This is a genomic window from Ochrobactrum sp. PL_is483, assembly GCF_055816855.1.
In genome coordinates, this window is the sequence record NZ_JBVPGS010000037.1 from 358991 (window position 1) to 374817 (window position 15827).

17 protein-coding genes are annotated in these 15827 nt (G+C 52.1%); 7 read left to right on the forward strand and 10 right to left on the reverse strand.

The window, feature by feature from the left end:
• Nucleotides 1-11: 11 nt before the first annotated feature.
• From AC0TNJ_RS15400 to AC0TNJ_RS15420, 5 genes are all read right to left on the reverse strand, one after another.
• Entirely contained in the window at nucleotides 12-1832 is a 1821-nt protein-coding gene (locus tag AC0TNJ_RS15400; RefSeq protein ID WP_473771572.1) for a TniQ family protein, read from the reverse strand.
• The gene (locus AC0TNJ_RS15405) at nucleotides 1829-2779 is read right to left on the reverse strand and encodes a TniB family NTP-binding protein (RefSeq protein WP_473771573.1); all 951 of its coding nucleotides are present in this window, start codon (nucleotides 2777-2779) and stop codon (nucleotides 1829-1831) included. Before AC0TNJ_RS15405 ends, AC0TNJ_RS15400 begins: the two co-directional genes overlap by 4 nt.
• Nucleotides 2772-4892 (reverse strand): transposase, encoded by a 2121-nt coding sequence (locus AC0TNJ_RS15410; RefSeq protein WP_473771574.1) that lies wholly within the window; start codon nucleotides 4890-4892, stop codon nucleotides 2772-2774. The genes AC0TNJ_RS15405 and AC0TNJ_RS15410 overlap by 8 nt, the downstream gene beginning before the upstream one ends.
• Nucleotides 4889-5578 (reverse strand): PDDEXK family nuclease, encoded by a 690-nt coding sequence (locus AC0TNJ_RS15415; RefSeq protein ID WP_473771575.1) that lies wholly within the window; start codon nucleotides 5576-5578, stop codon nucleotides 4889-4891. The genes AC0TNJ_RS15410 and AC0TNJ_RS15415 overlap by 4 nt, the downstream gene beginning before the upstream one ends.
• Before the next feature lie 215 nt (nucleotides 5579-5793).
• Entirely contained in the window at nucleotides 5794-6030 is a 237-nt protein-coding gene (locus AC0TNJ_RS15420) for a helix-turn-helix domain-containing protein (protein WP_473771576.1), read from the reverse strand.
• Between the two features lie 250 nt (nucleotides 6031-6280).
• Between AC0TNJ_RS15420 and AC0TNJ_RS15425 the strand changes: the two genes are divergently transcribed.
• Nucleotides 6281-6589: a hypothetical protein gene (locus tag AC0TNJ_RS15425; protein ID WP_473771577.1), complete on the forward strand. Its 309-nt coding sequence runs from the start codon at nucleotides 6281-6283 to the stop codon at nucleotides 6587-6589.
• A 597-nt stretch (nucleotides 6590-7186) separates the two neighbouring features.
• Here AC0TNJ_RS15425 and AC0TNJ_RS15430 read toward each other — a convergent pair.
• From AC0TNJ_RS15430 to AC0TNJ_RS15445, 4 genes are read right to left on the reverse strand one after another with little or no spacing between them, the layout of a single operon-like run.
• Nucleotides 7187-7606, reverse strand: a complete 420-nt coding sequence (locus AC0TNJ_RS15430; RefSeq protein WP_473771578.1) for a type II CBASS E2 protein — start codon at nucleotides 7604-7606, stop codon at nucleotides 7187-7189.
• Nucleotides 7607-7654: 48 nt separating this feature from the next.
• The gene (locus AC0TNJ_RS15435; RefSeq protein WP_473771579.1) at nucleotides 7655-8854 is read right to left on the reverse strand and encodes a nucleotidyltransferase domain-containing protein; all 1200 of its coding nucleotides are present in this window, start codon (nucleotides 8852-8854) and stop codon (nucleotides 7655-7657) included.
• The gene (locus AC0TNJ_RS15440; RefSeq protein WP_473771580.1) at nucleotides 8851-9867 is read right to left on the reverse strand and encodes a CBASS cGAMP-activated phospholipase; all 1017 of its coding nucleotides are present in this window, start codon (nucleotides 9865-9867) and stop codon (nucleotides 8851-8853) included. The genes AC0TNJ_RS15435 and AC0TNJ_RS15440 overlap by 4 nt, the downstream gene beginning before the upstream one ends.
• Before the next feature lie 5 nt (nucleotides 9868-9872).
• Nucleotides 9873-10097, reverse strand: a complete 225-nt coding sequence (locus AC0TNJ_RS15445) for a DUF2188 domain-containing protein (protein WP_473771581.1) — start codon at nucleotides 10095-10097, stop codon at nucleotides 9873-9875.
• Nucleotides 10098-10228: 131 nt separating this feature from the next.
• On the opposite strand from AC0TNJ_RS15445, the gene AC0TNJ_RS15450 reads away from it, so the two are divergent.
• Both AC0TNJ_RS15450 and AC0TNJ_RS15455 read left to right on the forward strand, forming a co-directional pair.
• Nucleotides 10229-10546, forward strand: coding sequence for a helix-turn-helix domain-containing protein (locus AC0TNJ_RS15450; protein ID WP_473771582.1), 318 nt, complete (start codon nucleotides 10229-10231; stop codon nucleotides 10544-10546).
• Nucleotides 10547-10555: 9 nt separating this feature from the next.
• A complete protein-coding gene (locus AC0TNJ_RS15455) occupies nucleotides 10556-11437 on the forward strand; it encodes an ImmA/IrrE family metallo-endopeptidase (RefSeq protein ID WP_473771583.1) in 882 nt (293 codons plus the stop codon).
• Nucleotides 11438-11528: 91 nt separating this feature from the next.
• On the opposite strand, the gene AC0TNJ_RS15460 is transcribed toward AC0TNJ_RS15455, so the two are convergent.
• On the reverse strand, nucleotides 11529-12569 hold the full coding sequence (locus tag AC0TNJ_RS15460; protein ID WP_473771584.1) for a hypothetical protein: 1041 nt from the start codon (nucleotides 12567-12569) through the stop codon (nucleotides 11529-11531).
• A gap of 410 nt (nucleotides 12570-12979) precedes the next feature.
• On the opposite strand from AC0TNJ_RS15460, the gene AC0TNJ_RS15465 reads away from it, so the two are divergent.
• The 4 genes from AC0TNJ_RS15465 to AC0TNJ_RS15480 all read left to right on the forward strand — a co-directional run bounded on the left by AC0TNJ_RS15465 (nucleotide 12980) and on the right by AC0TNJ_RS15480 (nucleotide 15588).
• On the forward strand, nucleotides 12980-13903 hold the full coding sequence (locus AC0TNJ_RS15465; protein ID WP_473771585.1) for a hypothetical protein: 924 nt from the start codon (nucleotides 12980-12982) through the stop codon (nucleotides 13901-13903).
• Between the two features lie 16 nt (nucleotides 13904-13919).
• Nucleotides 13920-14099, forward strand: coding sequence for a hypothetical protein (locus tag AC0TNJ_RS15470; protein WP_473771586.1), 180 nt, complete (start codon nucleotides 13920-13922; stop codon nucleotides 14097-14099).
• A 23-nt stretch (nucleotides 14100-14122) separates the two neighbouring features.
• Nucleotides 14123-14797: a DUF2971 domain-containing protein gene (locus tag AC0TNJ_RS15475; protein WP_473771587.1), complete on the forward strand. Its 675-nt coding sequence runs from the start codon at nucleotides 14123-14125 to the stop codon at nucleotides 14795-14797.
• A gap of 176 nt (nucleotides 14798-14973) precedes the next feature.
• Complete coding sequence (locus AC0TNJ_RS15480) at nucleotides 14974-15588, forward strand: recombinase family protein (RefSeq protein ID WP_036577737.1); 615 nt, start codon at nucleotides 14974-14976, stop codon at nucleotides 15586-15588.
• The last annotated feature ends 239 nt before the right edge of the window (nucleotides 15589-15827 follow it).

A 15827-nucleotide genomic window follows, 5' to 3' on the forward strand; every position in this document is an offset into this window, starting at 1 on the left:
CAGGTTTGCTTTCAAAGCTTTCGCCAAGATGAAGTTGAGAGTCGCTCAATGTCTGCTCGCTGATAAATCCGACTAACGCGCGCAGGCACTCTTCTCGGGCGAAGTCCCAAGGCATCGAGCTTGACGGATAGCGGCCCCGAATGCATGGCAAAAAAATCGCTCACCTCGCCGATGGTCATGAATCTTGCTTGGAATTGTCGAAGCTCATCTTCACCGACGTAGCTTTGCATACCTCGCGTGGTGGCATCGCGTGCCCGATAAATCCGGAGTTCACCACTTTGTGCGAGATAACGGAGGGTCTTGGCGTTCGTTTTTAACCTTGCCACTACGTCCAGTATAGTCGGGTCGGTTTTATCTTGAACCGGAAGGCTGAACTTCACCTCCACAGGGTCTAGCAGTAACGACCGAAGCCCGGCCTTTGTCGTGTCGCGAAAGGCAGTTTTGAGTTTGCCCTCCAGAAAACATTTATAGATTTCATGGGCTTTCGCCTTGGTGATTACGCAAATCCTCTCCATGGGCTTCAAATTCAGCGCGTGGCTTGCGCCATCCAGCTTTCGAACAGGAGCAACTAGCGCTTCAACTTCCGCTCTGGAAAGATAGGGCCTTGTCGAAGCTTCACCCCAACGGCTTAACACGCCGTTTTCCACGAAGCGCACGACCAACGCGTATTCACAGCCTAGAATTTTCCCTGCGTCGGTTATGGAGATCATGTCGTTCATCTTCGCCTGCAAGGCATCGATCTGCTGAGATGTCAGACTCATTGGCTTGCTTCCGGGGGTGTTTGCGGAGCCTGTCAAATCGCCAACCAGATAGGTCATCCGTTCCCGCCGAACGCCGAGCCTGCGCCTTGCGTTTGTCCAGGTGACGCAACGTGGTTGTTCAATACGCCGGCCGAGAACCATTACGCCGGGCTCAAGCGGGTAATTCTGTACGATGTGGTCAAGTACGAGATTCCTTATTGTTTCAATACCCGGATAGCGACGGGCACGGTTCAGCCATATGTAAAAAATGCCAAGGTCGCGGTTATGAAATCCGCTTCCTCCTTCAAACTTACCCATCAGATCGAATAGAGCACGCCGAAGGCAATCGGGTCCGTTATATAGAATATCGAACCCGCAGTTCCCCACGTGGTGCCATTGTTCCTCGCCAAGAGCATTTGCAGTGATACTGGGTCCAAACTCCACTCTGGCTCCGAGGACTTCTGCAGCCTTGGCGATGATTGATAATGGCATGTGGTCGATCCAGCGTTGGCCCCTCCAACCGCTAAGCCGTTTTCGGAGATAGTGTTCCAAGTTTGAGGGTTTCCATCGGGGGACTTTTGGCGCTGTTTCCTCGATCTTCGCCCAGTTCTTCTGAATGATGAAGCCGAAGTCGTAGTTCTGCATTGGGGCGGGTTCAGATGGGAGCCGTATCAACGGAACTCCATGACACGCGCAGGTCCGGATCGACAAAAACTGCCAGTCAGCAGGACGGTAGGCTCCGACGAAACCATGAGCTGCGACCCGTTCAACCAAACATATCGGACAAACGCGGATTTGCGCACGAAGCAGAGACGCGGCTCTTACCTCTTCACAACCTATTCGTAGATGACCATGGCTGAGTATCTTGAATGCATTTCGTTGCAAGGCGGATTCATCTGCTCTTGCTAAACCAGCCAAGCGGAAAATTTCTGTTGTCTCTCCACGGATCAGGGCCTTCCAGTCCAACCCCATGTCTCGACAAAATTCTTGTGCGCCGCCTGACATGTTCCTGATCGCGAGGCGAGCCGCAAAAGATGTCGGCGTCTCCCGCTCTGCAAGATCGCAGGTCAGGGCTAATGACCGCGCACTCATGGCAGGGCCGACCTTGGAAGCAGCATCCTCGCATCGATTCGCTCAAAATCCTCTGCGATGAATGGATTGAGGGCATTCACACAACCTGACCGACGCCGAAAAGCGCCGGCAAAATGTTCGCAATCGAGTACCTCGTCATTGGACAAAAGTGCTTCCTCAATAGATCCAATGATCAGCTCGATAACGAGGCCGAACTCGCCATCTGCAGCGTGGATGAGCCGCGCCGCAAAGCGATGATCCAGCTGACGGTTTACTGTCAGTCTCGCTCGATCTGCATAGGAAATAGTTGTGAGTACAACCTGCTCGCCATCGATATCCGCATGCAGCCTCGGAAATTCGATTGGATAAAATCGCCGGGCAAGTTGAGGGTCATGATTGAGCAGCTCCTTCAGGTCGGGCATGCCTGACAGGATTATACCCACTGGCCAGTCCCTGGTTTGCATCAGGGACTTCAAGGTCCGGACGACGGACTGCATCATCTTAGGGGTTTGATGGCTCAACAAATCCTGAGCCTCGTCAAGATGGAGGAAAAGGGTCTCCCGAGCCCGTAGGTGTTGTCTTACCAATCCCCAGATAATCATCTCGGTCCTGTCCCGCTTGAGGGGATAGCCCAGTGCTTCCAGTGCCGTTTGCCCTACGAATTTCAGCGTTGCAGGTGCTGGAACCTGGAAGCTGACGACGTCCTGACGCGGCCCGTGAGGATTATCGACAACGAGATCGGGTGTATGTGACAAAAGCCTGGCAACCGCCGTGGTTTTTCCGGACCCTGAAGCTCCGATGATTGCGATACCTCTCGCCTCCATCACGACGCCAGCTGCGAGCTCGGCGCGACGCCGGTCGAGGAGCAGTTGAAACTGCTCCTCCGCCTGCTGGTATGCATCATGGTGAGCAAAGATCTGCCGAAGGGCGACAATGCGGTGAGCTATTTCTGTCTGCCGGTCAGTCATCGGACAGCTTCCATGGTTTTTTCTTTTGCGGCTCTGGCGAACTGGACTCGTCGTTTGCCGGAGGTTCGGACTGCTCATGGCTCGGATCGCGAAGTAGGTCGTCGATCTGGACTGGCGGTTCGCTGGATAGCTCGGTAGCTGGTTTAATCCGCAACCCGAGGTACAGGTCGTGCTCGTATCGCTTGAGATCAGCAGCAGTCAGCGTAGTCGGCTGTATGCGCATCAAATCTCTGGCGCGCTGATCGATCGCCCTGATCCTATCGCGGGCCCGCTGAATAACCTCTTCTGTCAGAACAGCTTCATTGCGGTGTTTGGTCCGCAGATCACGCACGATCGTCTGCCATTCAACGAGGGATACCCCCCAAACGACCTTTGGCACTGCCTCGGCAGGGTACCAGTTCTCGTTAAGGCAGACTGAAATGTACGTTAGATCGTGAGGATCCATCCGAACCTGAATCTCGCGAGGATGGCCGGTCAACAGTGCCTTCTGAAGCTCGGGGCAAGTGTAGTGAATTCCCAGGGCCAGAATGCCATGCCTGCCGATTTTTCTGGTCAGAGGTATGCCGAAAACTACCCGTCGGCAGTTCGCGTCAGGTGGCGCGGTAACTCCTTGCTCTGCGCTAAGACGCTTCCAGGCATTCGCAGGCGTTTCGCCCTTGAGGCCCGAATGAGGTGTGTTGTGATATATGTCGACAATGAATGCGGTGAATATTGCAGCAAGCTCATCGTCCGTCAGTGATGCCCATTGCTCTGACGGATAGTCGCCGCGCTCCTGTGGGTTTGAGAAGGTGCGCCCGATTAACATCGGGGCCAGTTGTTGACCGAATGTCCTGAAAACGCGCTCTATTCTTGAACGAAGTTTTGGAACACCGGCCGGTGGTGCCTCACGTGTGGCGCCCAGATCCGTAACAGCCGTACAAAATTCGACGGAAGTGAACGCTGAACCCTGATCGGTAACAATAGAGCCAACGCCACCACAATAATTCCACGGGGATTCGCAGCCGGCGGCTTGTGCGATTGGCGTTTTGTCCAGCGTTATCAACTCCAGAGCCCGGATGGCGTCTTGGGCTGAGGGATTGGCGGCGATCCGAAACGACAGGATGCATCGCGTGGCGCAATCGATTGCAACGTAGGCCCATCGCCTGCCCACTTCGAACCGAGCCCGATCCTGTTGTTTCAAAGGATCAAGCGCGCCAGAGTTGCCGAAAAGTGAAGCCACGTCGATCTGCCACTCGTCCATCTCGATGCGCTCGAGCGGATGGCTGGCAGCAACACCATTCTCATAGAACGAGAATTTCCGCTTTGCGGCCTCTAGTCCCTTTCTTTGAGCGACAACTTCGAAGGGATCGAAGGCAGCAATCCGGCGACGAATGGTGCGACCGGAAGGTATCTGGAAAGGTGAAAGACCAACTGTTGCGCGGGCCCTGTTCTCCTCTTTGAACCTGCCCTGGGTTTCTTTGATGATCTCCTTCACAGTCGGTTCGTTGCGGGAGAGATAACCAGAGGTGCAATTCGCGAGGAGCCTATCCGCCTCCACCGAAAATTTTCGGGTGTACGTCGGAACGTTGTGCCTCTTGCGCAAGAAGCCGAGCGGACTATGCCCGCATGCTTCGAACTTGCGGATCCATTTTCGCAGGGTCGATGCGGAGGGAGGAAGGCGGTGTGTAACTTTTACAGCAGCCAGGTTCGTTCGTTCGGCGGTCTGCCGTTCTGTTTCTCTGGCATTGACCAGTACCGACATCTGGGGAAGAGCGGAATGTATGGACTCTTCTGTCCGGCAAGCGTCACCCTTGGCCTCTACCTCTAAAAAAGCTTGGCAATATGCTGCCTTCCACAGCAACTCCGCACGTTTGTCCGGATTGAGCGTATTGAGATATTGATGATCGCACCGCAGCCGGAGGGCCGCTTGTCCGGACGAGTAGAATCCCCGCTTGTACTTTACCTCTGGTGATGCGAGCAGCCTGACCAATTGTTCGTGAGTGTAGGATAAGCACGTTGCGCTCTCATCGATGCGCCATAGCGTGACACCGGTTTCGTCCTGGCTGTGGAGAAAATGATCGGTGCCGTTAATGCTGATGCAGTCAGTTTGAGAGAGCCTGAAACGGATGGTCATTGCGCAATCCCCCTGGCTATACGGGTCGTTGTCTCAATATCCCCTTCATCAAGTGCTTGGACGATGCCGGAATAGATCGCACGGAAAACGGCACGAAAGCCGCGCCCACCCAGACCACTGCTGGAAACCACATCGGCGATCGTCGTTTCACCTGTAAGGGTCGCAATGATGTTCCGGACGCAGGTATCTGCTTCTGGATCGGAGACACGCCGAAACTCGTGGAGCCGGGCTGCGTTGCGTGCGTCGGCCGGGTTAAACGATTGGTCTGTGACCAGGATAACATCGTGGGCAAACGCGACGCTCGTCGAGGCCCGGATTAATTGGAACTCGTTTCGGAAACTTGGTCTCGCGGCACGATGAGCGGGCTTAACGACGATCGCGACCCGTCGCCCACTCGTGAACGTTGCAAGATAATCGAAGACGTGACGCTTTTCCCGTCCGTCTTCAGCGCGATAAGTGATAGCAGGCGGCTGATCCCAGATATCCTTGATATCAGGCCGTGCCAGCAACACATGAAGAACGCGCTGCTCCAGCTTGCTCTCGAAAACGATACGTCTTGGATGCCGATCCGCCGGTAGCTGAGCTACCAGTGCTCCACGCAGGCTTGCTCTGGATCTCGGTGATATGTGCCGGGTCGACCGGCTTGGGCGTGGAAAACGAAAAGAGTTCGTAATTTCGTGATTCATGTTGTTCCCGTCTGACAACGACAGCATCAGCAGCCATTGTCATCAGACGCCTCCTGTCCTGTGAGTTAACAAAAGGGCCTCCCGCCGCCGAATGCGGCGGGCAGACTTGACTCTTTGTTCGGATAGGGGGAAAAAGAATTATCGACAGCAAATCGATATTTCTTAACGGCCTCGGAAGTTCCTGCTTCCGGGGTCGTTCCCTTATGAGGTTTCCGTCACTTTTTCATCTGATCCTCCTTATGTGTATATCTGTCGGGCCATAGCTCGTGGGGTGCGGTGTCGAGTTTGCGAGCAATGGCGCACTGGACGCGCTCTGATCGACCGTGCCCCTGGCAAACTCTTGTGATGGCAACACTTGTAATGCCGAGCTCTTCGGCAATCTGGGTGAAAGTTATGCCCTTTGCACGCAGGCGGCGTTTGATCCCGTCGTGACGTTCAATGTCAACGTACATGATAGACCCTTTATTATTGGATCTCGCGGATTGGTTAAAAGGTAAATTACGGCGATTAATTTCGGATATTCAAGCGAAGAAATACAGTGAACCCAGTAAATTATACTGCGGTATAATTTATATAACTAAAATTCTGTGGATATTTTTCAGATTGAAAGCCGATGCGTTTCCAGCGAAAATCTACGACCATTCGATGCTAAATTTGCAAAACCGCCTTCAATATACATATAGGTTTAGAAAGAAGTGGGCCATGCAGAATACCGTACCTGACGTTGTTACCACTCGCGAGCAAGCCGAGGCCGTGATCGAAAGGTTCTATAAAACCGGCGACTTGCATGTATTTTCACGCCATTGCCAGGCGATGATTGGCGACGATCATCGAGGAAGTCTGGCTATTATGCGTGGTTCAGGCAATGAACTTGGCCCTTTCGAGGAGTTTCTCTCCGCGCTTGAAAACCATGGTGTCATGACGATGGATGAGGTCTTCGAACACGGCGATCAGTACATCGCATATAAACGTGCGATACGAACTCAAGAGGACGGTGCCACCGGACTATAGTTGCGCCCATAAGCAGAGGGGCGGCCTCTGGGAGTTATGTCAGTGGTGGATTACTCTGCATCGTCACCGTCCTCAGACCATTGAGCAGCCAGAGCTGCCAACGCCTCTGCTTCGCGATCAGTCATTTCTTCCATCCCGATCGCCGCGCGAACCCCAGTCGTACTGCCACAGCGCGGGCAAACAAGCTCCCCTGCCCAAGTGGCATGATCATCAAACGAACATACTGCGCACTGAAAACGTGCCACTTTTTCTCCTTGCCGACTTTTTCGCCGCTCATTGCGGGCAGTTCACGCAAAATAACATGCTACTCGACTATAGCAGTTAAGTAGGATCGGAGGTATCGGCGCGTGCTCTTTCAAGCCTTCGCTCACGTGGACTGAATTTTCCATCTGCGAGCATCTGCCCTCTAAGGTCATCGCGAGACTGGCCATGTGGCACCCGTTGTCGTGTGCTCGAACACATGATGAAGATTTGAAACCCTTGATAGACTGGGGTACATTAGTTTTCTGAGTGGAAGCGAGCTAAACACGCGCGCCCCTTTCTCACAGATGAGAATCCGGATAGTCAGTGACCAGCTGCTCCGGGTTCCATTGTCGATTAACGCAAGGCGCGTCGAATATGCCGACTCCGTCGTCCCGGATCTTCACTGTTTGGATGTACTCCGCCGCCCTTCCAGTCGTCTGAGGTCAGCCACTCTTCGAAATAGTAGAGCCAAGTTGTCGTCCACGGCACAAATGTTTGATCGATCCGCATAGAGCTGGTCCATTCACGTGCGCCTGGCAAGGTAAGGCAAAGACGCAGGGGATTGTGATAAACATGTGGAAGTTGTCGCCCACCTGCCAGATCCGAAAGGTTGGGCGCCAAGACAAACACGCTGGGCGCTTCACCTCGCTGGAATGAGACCCGTATAGAATACTCGCGGCTGAGAGGTGTAGGTCGATCGCGATAGTCCCAGGTCAAGCCAACCGCGTGCAGTTGTCCTGTTCCCGTGCAAATGGGACTGGTGCGCAGGAACATAAACTGTTGCGCTGGCGTTAGGTCACGGCTTCCGCGCTTAAACACGATTTAATCCCCAAAGAAGGTATTCGGTCGTACTGGGGTGGCATTGGCGGCGCTGGAGAGAGTGAGGCCGACGACCGGCGCTACATAAAGCTTCTTGTCTACCCTTGCTTGTGAAATTCCCGCAGTCCGCTCATCGATGATCTTGCGAACCACCTGGCCGCCAAGGCAAGCTTCCAAACGCTTTGTAATGACGTCAATCCCCTCCAGGCTCGGTAGTGATTCGAAGTCCGCCAGCGCCTTCGCGTGCCATTCGTAAAATGCAACTGCGCGAGCTGGCTCGGTGTTCCAGCGTTCGGCAAAGTTTTCACCGAACGTGGTTTCGTTGGCGACGACGTACAAAAGTCGGCCATTTACAAACGGCTTCTCGATAAAATGAGGCATCATCCGAATGGTAGCGACGAGGACATCGAGCTCGGAATCAAATACGAAATTCCTCACGCAGTATTCATACGACTGTGCTGCCAACGTTGTGATGACGATGGAGATTGGCGCGATATCCTCGCCAATATTCTGGAAGTGCACATCGCGATGCCGTTTGAGAATCTGCACGGTCCGCCGCAATATACCTTTGGCGGAACCGTACACCGGAAATGGCTCCATGTTCGCTCGATCTTCAGCCATGATCGTCTTTTGTGCACGCAGCTTTGGCATTAATGATGCTCTGCGCTCGAAAAGCGCCTTGTAACCCTTCGGGTTCGTCGGCTTGAACTCCCGCAGTTTTTTGTCGGGGACCAACTCGCCACCGTTGCCACATTCGGGGTTTATAATCGTCGGGGAGATATCAAGATGAAATTCTCGCGCGTAATTGAGGCGCCAGCACCGCTTCTTTTCTTCCAGCATTCCTGCATAGAGAGCGTTCTCTTTGAGGCGATCACCAATAATCTGTTTTAATTCTGACGGCAGCCTGTCAGGCGCAAACCGCAAGACCTTGCAGATTAGATCGACATCAAAGTCCTCCCGCGCCATTGGTTTGACTGTCGTACCAAGGCCGGTTGATCCGTGCGCGTATATCTCGATCCACTTCAAAAGCGGGCTATCTGATGCCGAGAGCCATTCTGCCACCGCTTCATAGCTAGTCCGTGCAGCTTCGAGCTGGGCGTCACTTAACTCCAATGCCTGACAAATCAGGTCGAGGATCGAGTAAATCTCTGTGTCGCGCATAAGCACATGGGCTTGCGCAGGTACTGCGCGCATCTGATTCATAACCCGGTTCCTTTCAACGTATATTCTGGGTTAAAAAATTTGGCTGGATCGGAAAGAAAAACAGGCTCAATGCGCGGCCGTTCTTTACGTGCTAGTGATGCGCCCATGCCCTTAAGCTGGGTTATCTTGCGCGTGTCATCGAGTTTAAAGAAATTTTTCGGTACGTCGGGACAACAACGAAAGATAGCCTCGCGCTCATACTGATGCCCGGTGAGCAGCTTCGCCATACCGAGCGCGCCATGCGACTGACCGTCCATGAACAACCGGGTGACATCCCTTGCCAGGCCGCCTAGGCCGGGCGCTTCGTCGATCATGTAAACTTCATTGACGCACCCTAAGCTCAGCACCCGCAAACTCTCGGCGGGCCAACCGAGTAAAGTTATGGCTTCGACCACTGCTAGAGCGATAGGATTGTTGGCCCATACCCCGCCGTCCAAAAGGCCAACATCTTCCGCAGTGCGATGGCGCTTATAATAAGTGGGAGCGGCAGCTGTCGCCATGGCGGCATCGACAGCAAGTCGCTTATAGTCGGTTTTAAGGCGTTTGTGGTGAGCCGTCTTGAAAATGTACACGCCGCGATGATCAGCGTCCCATGCTGGAATCACCAGCCGTGTTTTTGCATCTCCGATGCGCTTGGTCCCGAGTACTTCAATAAGTTCGGCCCGAAGCAGATCGGCGTCATGTTTCGGCGCAAAGACATGCTTCATACGCCTCCATGTGCCGCCAGCAAGATTTGCCAGAATACCCTCTGACTGCCCGAATATATGCGGGCCGCGCTCAACATAGAGTTTGAGAAGATCACGGGCCGGTATGCCCATCGCAAGGCCGATGGCAAGAATGCCACCGGTTGAGGTTCCTGCTATCAAGTCGAAATACTCGCCGATCGGCCGATCAAGATCCTCTTCCAATGATGCGAGAAATGACGCTGGTAGCGTTCCCATAATGCCACCACCGTCGATGCAAAGAATCCTGCGGATCGACGGTGTATCGACATGGGGCGCGTCCAGCGTCATAGTTTTTAGCCTTTCGGTGGATATGGGTCGTTTCCATAGGAGTTCTTGTCGCGGATGCGTCCATCGGGCCGGTGGATGACGACTTCGCTCCGTTGGTTGATTGCGATTTCTCGTGCGGCCCGTTCAGCTTCGGCCTGAGTTGAATGGATTGAGGTTGCCCTCTGGTTACCTGCGCCGCGCACTGCCCAATCGCCGCCACGTGGAACAACATGTTGGTTCTTACCTGCCATGATCAGCTCCTGATTCTTGACCTGATTCGAAAATTGTAATAACACTCTATACGCTCTGTCACAGACCGAGCCCGAGAAAAAGCCCCGAAGGGCTCTCGACGATCTAGAATAGGAACTATATACGAACTGTCATGTCTGAGTCAAGCATTCCAACTGGCGACTTCGCCTCTCGCCTGCGCAAAACGCGTGAAAATCGCGAATTGAGCCAATCGCAGCTTGCCCAAAGGGCTGGTATGCAACCTTCGGCCATTGCGCATTTCGAGGCAGGCAGGCGCAAGCCTTCCTTTGATAATGTGCGTGCGCTCGCAAAAGCACTGGAGGTAACGGCTGATTTCCTTCTTGGAACGAAAACTGCAACCACCGCCTTTCGCGACGAGGACAAATTGAGCTCGAAGGACCGACTTTTCATCCAGAATCTTATCGACACGATGATCAAGGACAAAAAATAGAGGCATAAAATGGCTGGCTTTCGCCTGAAGATGGCAACACAACTCGGTGAAAAAATAGCTGAGGAGTTCGGTTTCAAGCAGTTTCCGATTGATCCCCATGCGATTGCCAGAGCCAGGGATATTACCATTCAGGCAAAGCCCGCTGAAGTGCAGGGTGTGTCAGGTGCGATCATATTTGCAGGCGGCTCAGCTACGATCATTTACTCGACCGAATACGGCAACGAGGGGTTCGAGAATTTCTCCATTGCCCACGAACTTGGGCACTGGTTTTTATCAGGTCATCCCGAAGAGATCATCAATGGTGGTGGCTTTCATATGTCGCGCGCCAACTTTACGCAAAATCTGTCAATAGAGCTGGAGGCTGACCATTTCGCTAGCGGTCTACTACTGCCGTCAGTGCTTACACGCAAACTACTCTCTGGCAATCAGATCGGTCTTGACGGGGTTCTGAAGTTGGCAACAACGGCACATTGTTCCGTCACGGCAGCGGCAATCCGTGCTGCCGAATGCAGCGCTTATCCAGTGGCAATTGTTGTCAGCAAAAACAATGAGATTTCTTACGCGTTTATATCGGAATCGTTCAAGAACCTCGGTAAGCTCGCCTTTTTGCGTAAAGGAACTCCGCTGCCTCAATCTGCTACGCGGCGGTTCAATGCAGATATGTCCAAAGTGTTGCGCGCCGAACGTGACATCGATGAAACCGATCTCGCCACGTGGTTTGACGGCTCTGGCAAGATCGTGCTCGATGAAGAGATCCTTGGCCTAGGCAAGTATGGCTATACATTGACTGTCTTGTCGAGTGATCAGCTTCCAGAGGACCCTCTTGAGGAGGAGGACGAAGATGCTGAACTGGAAAAAAGTTGGACGGCTCGATTTGCCTACGGCCGATAGCTGTTCTTTTGGACCAATTAATTGCGCGGTTCGGCCTTGAGTCCAACTTGGCCTACGATTTGGAGGGGCTGGTTACAGGCAATCTAATGATTCATAAGCGCGGTTTCGGAGAGAGAAGAGCTTTGATAAGATATTTGAGCCACAGGATCCGCCCACTACTGGCGAAAACCCATCCGCTGGTTGTTTGCGGATTACGCGCGTCAATTCGGTGAGAGTACCGAAAAGGAAATGGTGTATGATTTTCTAGGAAATCGGCGTAGGTCCGTTGGCTCCAATTCCTGGATTGCTCGTACACATTATCGTCGAAAATAATGTCATCGACCGGAAAGTCGACGACACCTGTTTGGGATCTATTGAGGACGACCCATTCCGCCTGTTCCACAGCTGCGCGATGGATATTGCCTAGTGTATCACGGCTGGCAATCATGTTGCTGAAGTACAGGATGTCCTGAGACGGTATGCTTCGGCATAGCATGACGGGATAAAACGAGTACCCGGTATCGTCTCCCCAGGAATTCAAAATATCCATTTCAAACTGAACCTTATCGATGCCCACGACCTGTGCTGCCTTCTTAAGGGTCATTATCGTTTGTGCGTAATTTGCACGGGAGACAGGGCAGTCAGCGCTAGTGTTTATCTTGCGAGTCAGAGTCACCTCCGTGACATCTTTTTCATTTAGTAGCTTTTGCGCATGTTCGTAGATAGCGATCAACTCGTTGCAAATTGCATCCACTTTTTTGGGTGTGAGTATCTTGATTGATTCCAACACCGTATTCTTCTGCTTTTCCGATAGATGGCCGGCAAGATTTCGATCGGGGAAGAAGGGAAATCGGTGAAGGTTGAAGGCTTTTTGGACGAAGAATGCCAGAAATGCATAGCCAATACCTTTGGTCCACGTAAAGCCGCTAAAACGCTTCTCATCAAGTCCATCGCCATAGGTGATGCAATTATAAAGGAAATCATCTTGTATATAGAACAGCTGATTTTCCAACTGAAGTTTACGCGATCCGTTACTTGAAAACATCGTCTGATCGATAGGAAAAATGACATCTTGTTTCGTACATTCTGCCATAATATCGCGTGCCGACGCTTTGTGTGATCTCAGTCTTTCGGTATATTTTGTTTCTGTCATCTGTAATCCTTAGTATGCCTGTGGATCGAATTTGTTAGAATTATATGATTTTAATTTTATATGGATTGTCATGTTATCTATCGATGTGTTTATACATTCATCTAATCTATAACGGGACCTCCGTTTGAAGTGAGTATTCATGACGCGGTCGAGATGATCGCGTGGCTCGCGCCTTAGATTGGGCGACAGTGTTCAGTGAAGAGGTCTGGTCCCTGTCAGCCTTAGGGCGTGCCGCATTTTTGACCTCGCAGTCTAGCGATACTTGGAGACTGCGTTGTTCCCGTTGGGCGGAACCAACCCACCCGTGTTTATGTCGATGAATATCGTGGGGTAAGCCTTCCAGCGTATATACTTACAGCTAAGTATTTAGCACAATTTAAACGGAAAGAATCAGAGGCGGGGGACAACCTATGGCTATCAGGCAGACCAGAATCCGAAATATTCAACATCATCTTGCTGAAGTTCCGGCCGAAGTTAACTTCCGAGTTGTCCTTGAACTGGATGCAAATCCCCGCGCACAGATGGCAAGAGTGGGTTTCAATGATCACGCTCAAGACGGCGATACGATCTTGCCAGCAGTACGTGGGCGCGTGTCTCGCTTCAATTCAGAAGGAGCATGGATCGTTCATCGAGATCAACCGAAAGAGGAACGATACATCAGAACTGTTTCCTGGAAGTGGCGTGAGTATCGAGGCCGCGGTGACTATGAAGAAATGGAAGATTTCAAAGACATCTATCGCATGTGCTATCCACGGGAATGGTTGGCTGCTCCAGCAGTAGAGGTGGCTCTCGTCAGCATTGAAGGTCGACGATTCATAGTGTCGCCAGTCTTGACGAATAATGTAGCCCTCCATGATGGTGCTCGACATACAATAAACCTGTTCCTGGAGTTATTCGGTGAATGCGATCTGGTGACGATTGGCTTAGAGGCTTTCGTTGCACCAGCTCAACGGCATGTGAATTGGGTGATCCTGCCACCGGGAGAGCATCCATGGGACCGGGTAGGGGATCACATTCGGCAAGTAGTCGAGGGTATGGCTGAGCGGTCAAGCGCCGTAATTATTGATCGCGCTACCACAATCAGTGGGTATGGCCCGGCCAACGTTTATCAAGGCGTGGCGGGTTTTTCCGATTACCTCGCCTATGATTTTCCAGAGAAGCAAATTGTCATTTTGGAAAGCCTTCGCAGAGATAACGCTTTGTATGTTTTGGGAGAAGATTGGATCTCTGTGTCACAGAGAACGAAAGCCGAAATTATCAATCAAAATATGCACCAGGGCCGTATCGTTCACACTAATGGTTGGAAAGAGCGATTGGCCGAAATTTTGGGCTGAAAAGGGAGATGGAGAGATGGATTCCGATATTTTTGATGCACTTATCGACTTGACGCAATCAATGAAAAAGCAAAATGAACTTCAAGATGAAACTAACGGGTTGCTACGACTTCTTATCGACGCACTCCAGAACACGGGACAGGCCACAGCGGATCTTGGGGTGCAGATAGGCGATATCTCGATGAAGATGAAATAATAAGCAACTTGCCAGGAGGAGCCGTGGCAAAAGTTAAGTTCTACTCAACGCCGCCTAGACTTTATCGATATCGGCCACTGGGGTCGAAGCTTGATCGAGAAATAGCAGCGATAAAGGGTGGCTATATCTACTGCCCAAGATTCAGCGACATGAACGATCCGATGGAGGGGATGCATCGCGAATCTCTAGCCTATATTCTTAAAGGGAAATCGAAGGAGGAACGGCAAGCAATTGCCACCGAAAAGGCTAAGCTCGGAATTGCCTCTCTGTCGGAGGTATATGATCATGAGCCAATGTGGGCACACTATGCTGATCAGTTCAGTGGGATGTGTATCGCCTATACTACGTCGAAACTACTTAAGGGCTTAGCCAACGAATGCGACTTCATTCGTATGTCGTATAGTGAAGACCCGCCGGTTATCTTGGCAAATCGTGCATCCCTGACTGATAAGGCAAAGCTGACGTTGGGAACGAAGACAGTGCGGTGGATGTCAGAACGAGAATGGCGGCTAATTACTCCCCGTAACGGTCGCGCTCAGTATGACGACAAACGATGTGTGTTTCGTGTTTACTTGGGTTCGCGTGTTGAGCCGGATGCAGAACGCCTGATCCGGACGGAGTTGGACAAATTGAAAATTCCAGTTCTAAAGATGAAAATAGATAATTATAAGCTTGGTTTCTCTAAAACAGGTGAGTGACCTTGTTCTCAGGAGCCAACCGGTCGTTTTTCATTTGGAGAATGAACTAAAGGTGCTTTTAATTATGATGGCTGCCGTCACGTGCAATGTGCCCCCATTGAAGTATGGTCTATTTTGGACAACAATCAGCCCATAGAAATCGGGGCCTTCCGGCACTAAAATCTATGAGGGTTCAATTGGGACAGCTCGCTGCCATTTATTGCCGCGTTTCGACTGCCGACCAGTCATGCGAGCGGCAAGAACGCGACCTAGCTACTTTCGCTGACCGAGCCGGATATGAGGTTGCCGCGATATTCAAGGAAACAGGCTCTGGCACGAAACTCGATCGTACTGAGCGAAAGAAGGCGATGGCACTCGCGCAAGCCAGACAGATCGATGTCATCCTAGTCACCGAACTTTCCCGATGGGGCCGTTCGACTATCGACCTTCTCAATACCCTGCGAGAACTGGAAAACTGGAAAGTGTCTGTCATTGCCATGAACGGGATGACCTTCGATCTGTCTTCGCCGCACGGACGCATGCTGGCGACTTTTCTCTCTGGCATTGCTGAGTTCGAGCGCGACTTGATCAGCGAACGCGTCAAATCCGGTCTCGCCGCAGCAAAGACACGCGGCAAAAAGCTCGGCCGTCAGGCTGGCGAACGCCCGAAATCTGATCGACTCGCGCCGAGAGTCATGGCATCAGTCGCCGAAGGGCGAAGCTATCGGTGGATCGCTCGTGATCTCGGTATTAGCAAAAACACGGTCGCGTCCATAACCAAACGGAATAGAGGATTAGGCGATGGTGGATGAACCTATCACCGCACTTCTTCCGAAATCAGGCGGACACGAATTTGTCGTGTATGGCGATTCGTGTTCCGGCATTCCAAATGCGTTACACGAAAGAACGTTCGCAGAAGTGAATGCGTTCTTGAAAGATCGCGTCGGTCTCCGACCTTAATTGTCGCCGTTCGGGAAGATTCCAACGCCGCGCGAAACCTGCCATTGTCGATCCCCCCCTCACGAACTACTATCGATGAGGGGGAATCGGA

Coding starts and splice junctions, on each gene's coding strand:
- AC0TNJ_RS15400 (WP_473771572.1), bottom strand. CDS start 1,832: ATGAGTGCGCGGTCATTAGCCCTGACCTGCGATCTTGCAGAGCGGGAG.
- AC0TNJ_RS15405 (WP_473771573.1), bottom strand. CDS start 2,779: ATGACTGACCGGCAGACAGAAATAGCTCACCGCATTGTCGCCCTTCGG.
- AC0TNJ_RS15410 (WP_473771574.1), bottom strand. CDS start 4,892: ATGACCATCCGTTTCAGGCTCTCTCAAACTGACTGCATCAGCATTAAC.
- AC0TNJ_RS15415 (WP_473771575.1), bottom strand. CDS start 5,578: ATGAATCACGAAATTACGAACTCTTTTCGTTTTCCACGCCCAAGCCGG.
- AC0TNJ_RS15420 (WP_473771576.1), bottom strand. CDS start 6,030: ATGTACGTTGACATTGAACGTCACGACGGGATCAAACGCCGCCTGCGT.
- AC0TNJ_RS15425 (WP_473771577.1), top strand. CDS start 6,281: ATGCAGAATACCGTACCTGACGTTGTTACCACTCGCGAGCAAGCCGAG.
- AC0TNJ_RS15430 (WP_473771578.1), bottom strand. CDS start 7,606: ATGTTCCTGCGCACCAGTCCCATTTGCACGGGAACAGGACAACTGCAC.
- AC0TNJ_RS15435 (WP_473771579.1), bottom strand. CDS start 8,854: ATGAATCAGATGCGCGCAGTACCTGCGCAAGCCCATGTGCTTATGCGC.
- AC0TNJ_RS15440 (WP_473771580.1), bottom strand. CDS start 9,867: ATGACGCTGGACGCGCCCCATGTCGATACACCGTCGATCCGCAGGATT.
- AC0TNJ_RS15445 (WP_473771581.1), bottom strand. CDS start 10,097: ATGGCAGGTAAGAACCAACATGTTGTTCCACGTGGCGGCGATTGGGCA.
- AC0TNJ_RS15450 (WP_473771582.1), top strand. CDS start 10,229: ATGTCTGAGTCAAGCATTCCAACTGGCGACTTCGCCTCTCGCCTGCGC.
- AC0TNJ_RS15455 (WP_473771583.1), top strand. CDS start 10,556: ATGGCTGGCTTTCGCCTGAAGATGGCAACACAACTCGGTGAAAAAATA.
- AC0TNJ_RS15460 (WP_473771584.1), bottom strand. CDS start 12,569: ATGACAGAAACAAAATATACCGAAAGACTGAGATCACACAAAGCGTCG.
- AC0TNJ_RS15465 (WP_473771585.1), top strand. CDS start 12,980: ATGGCTATCAGGCAGACCAGAATCCGAAATATTCAACATCATCTTGCT.
- AC0TNJ_RS15470 (WP_473771586.1), top strand. CDS start 13,920: ATGGATTCCGATATTTTTGATGCACTTATCGACTTGACGCAATCAATG.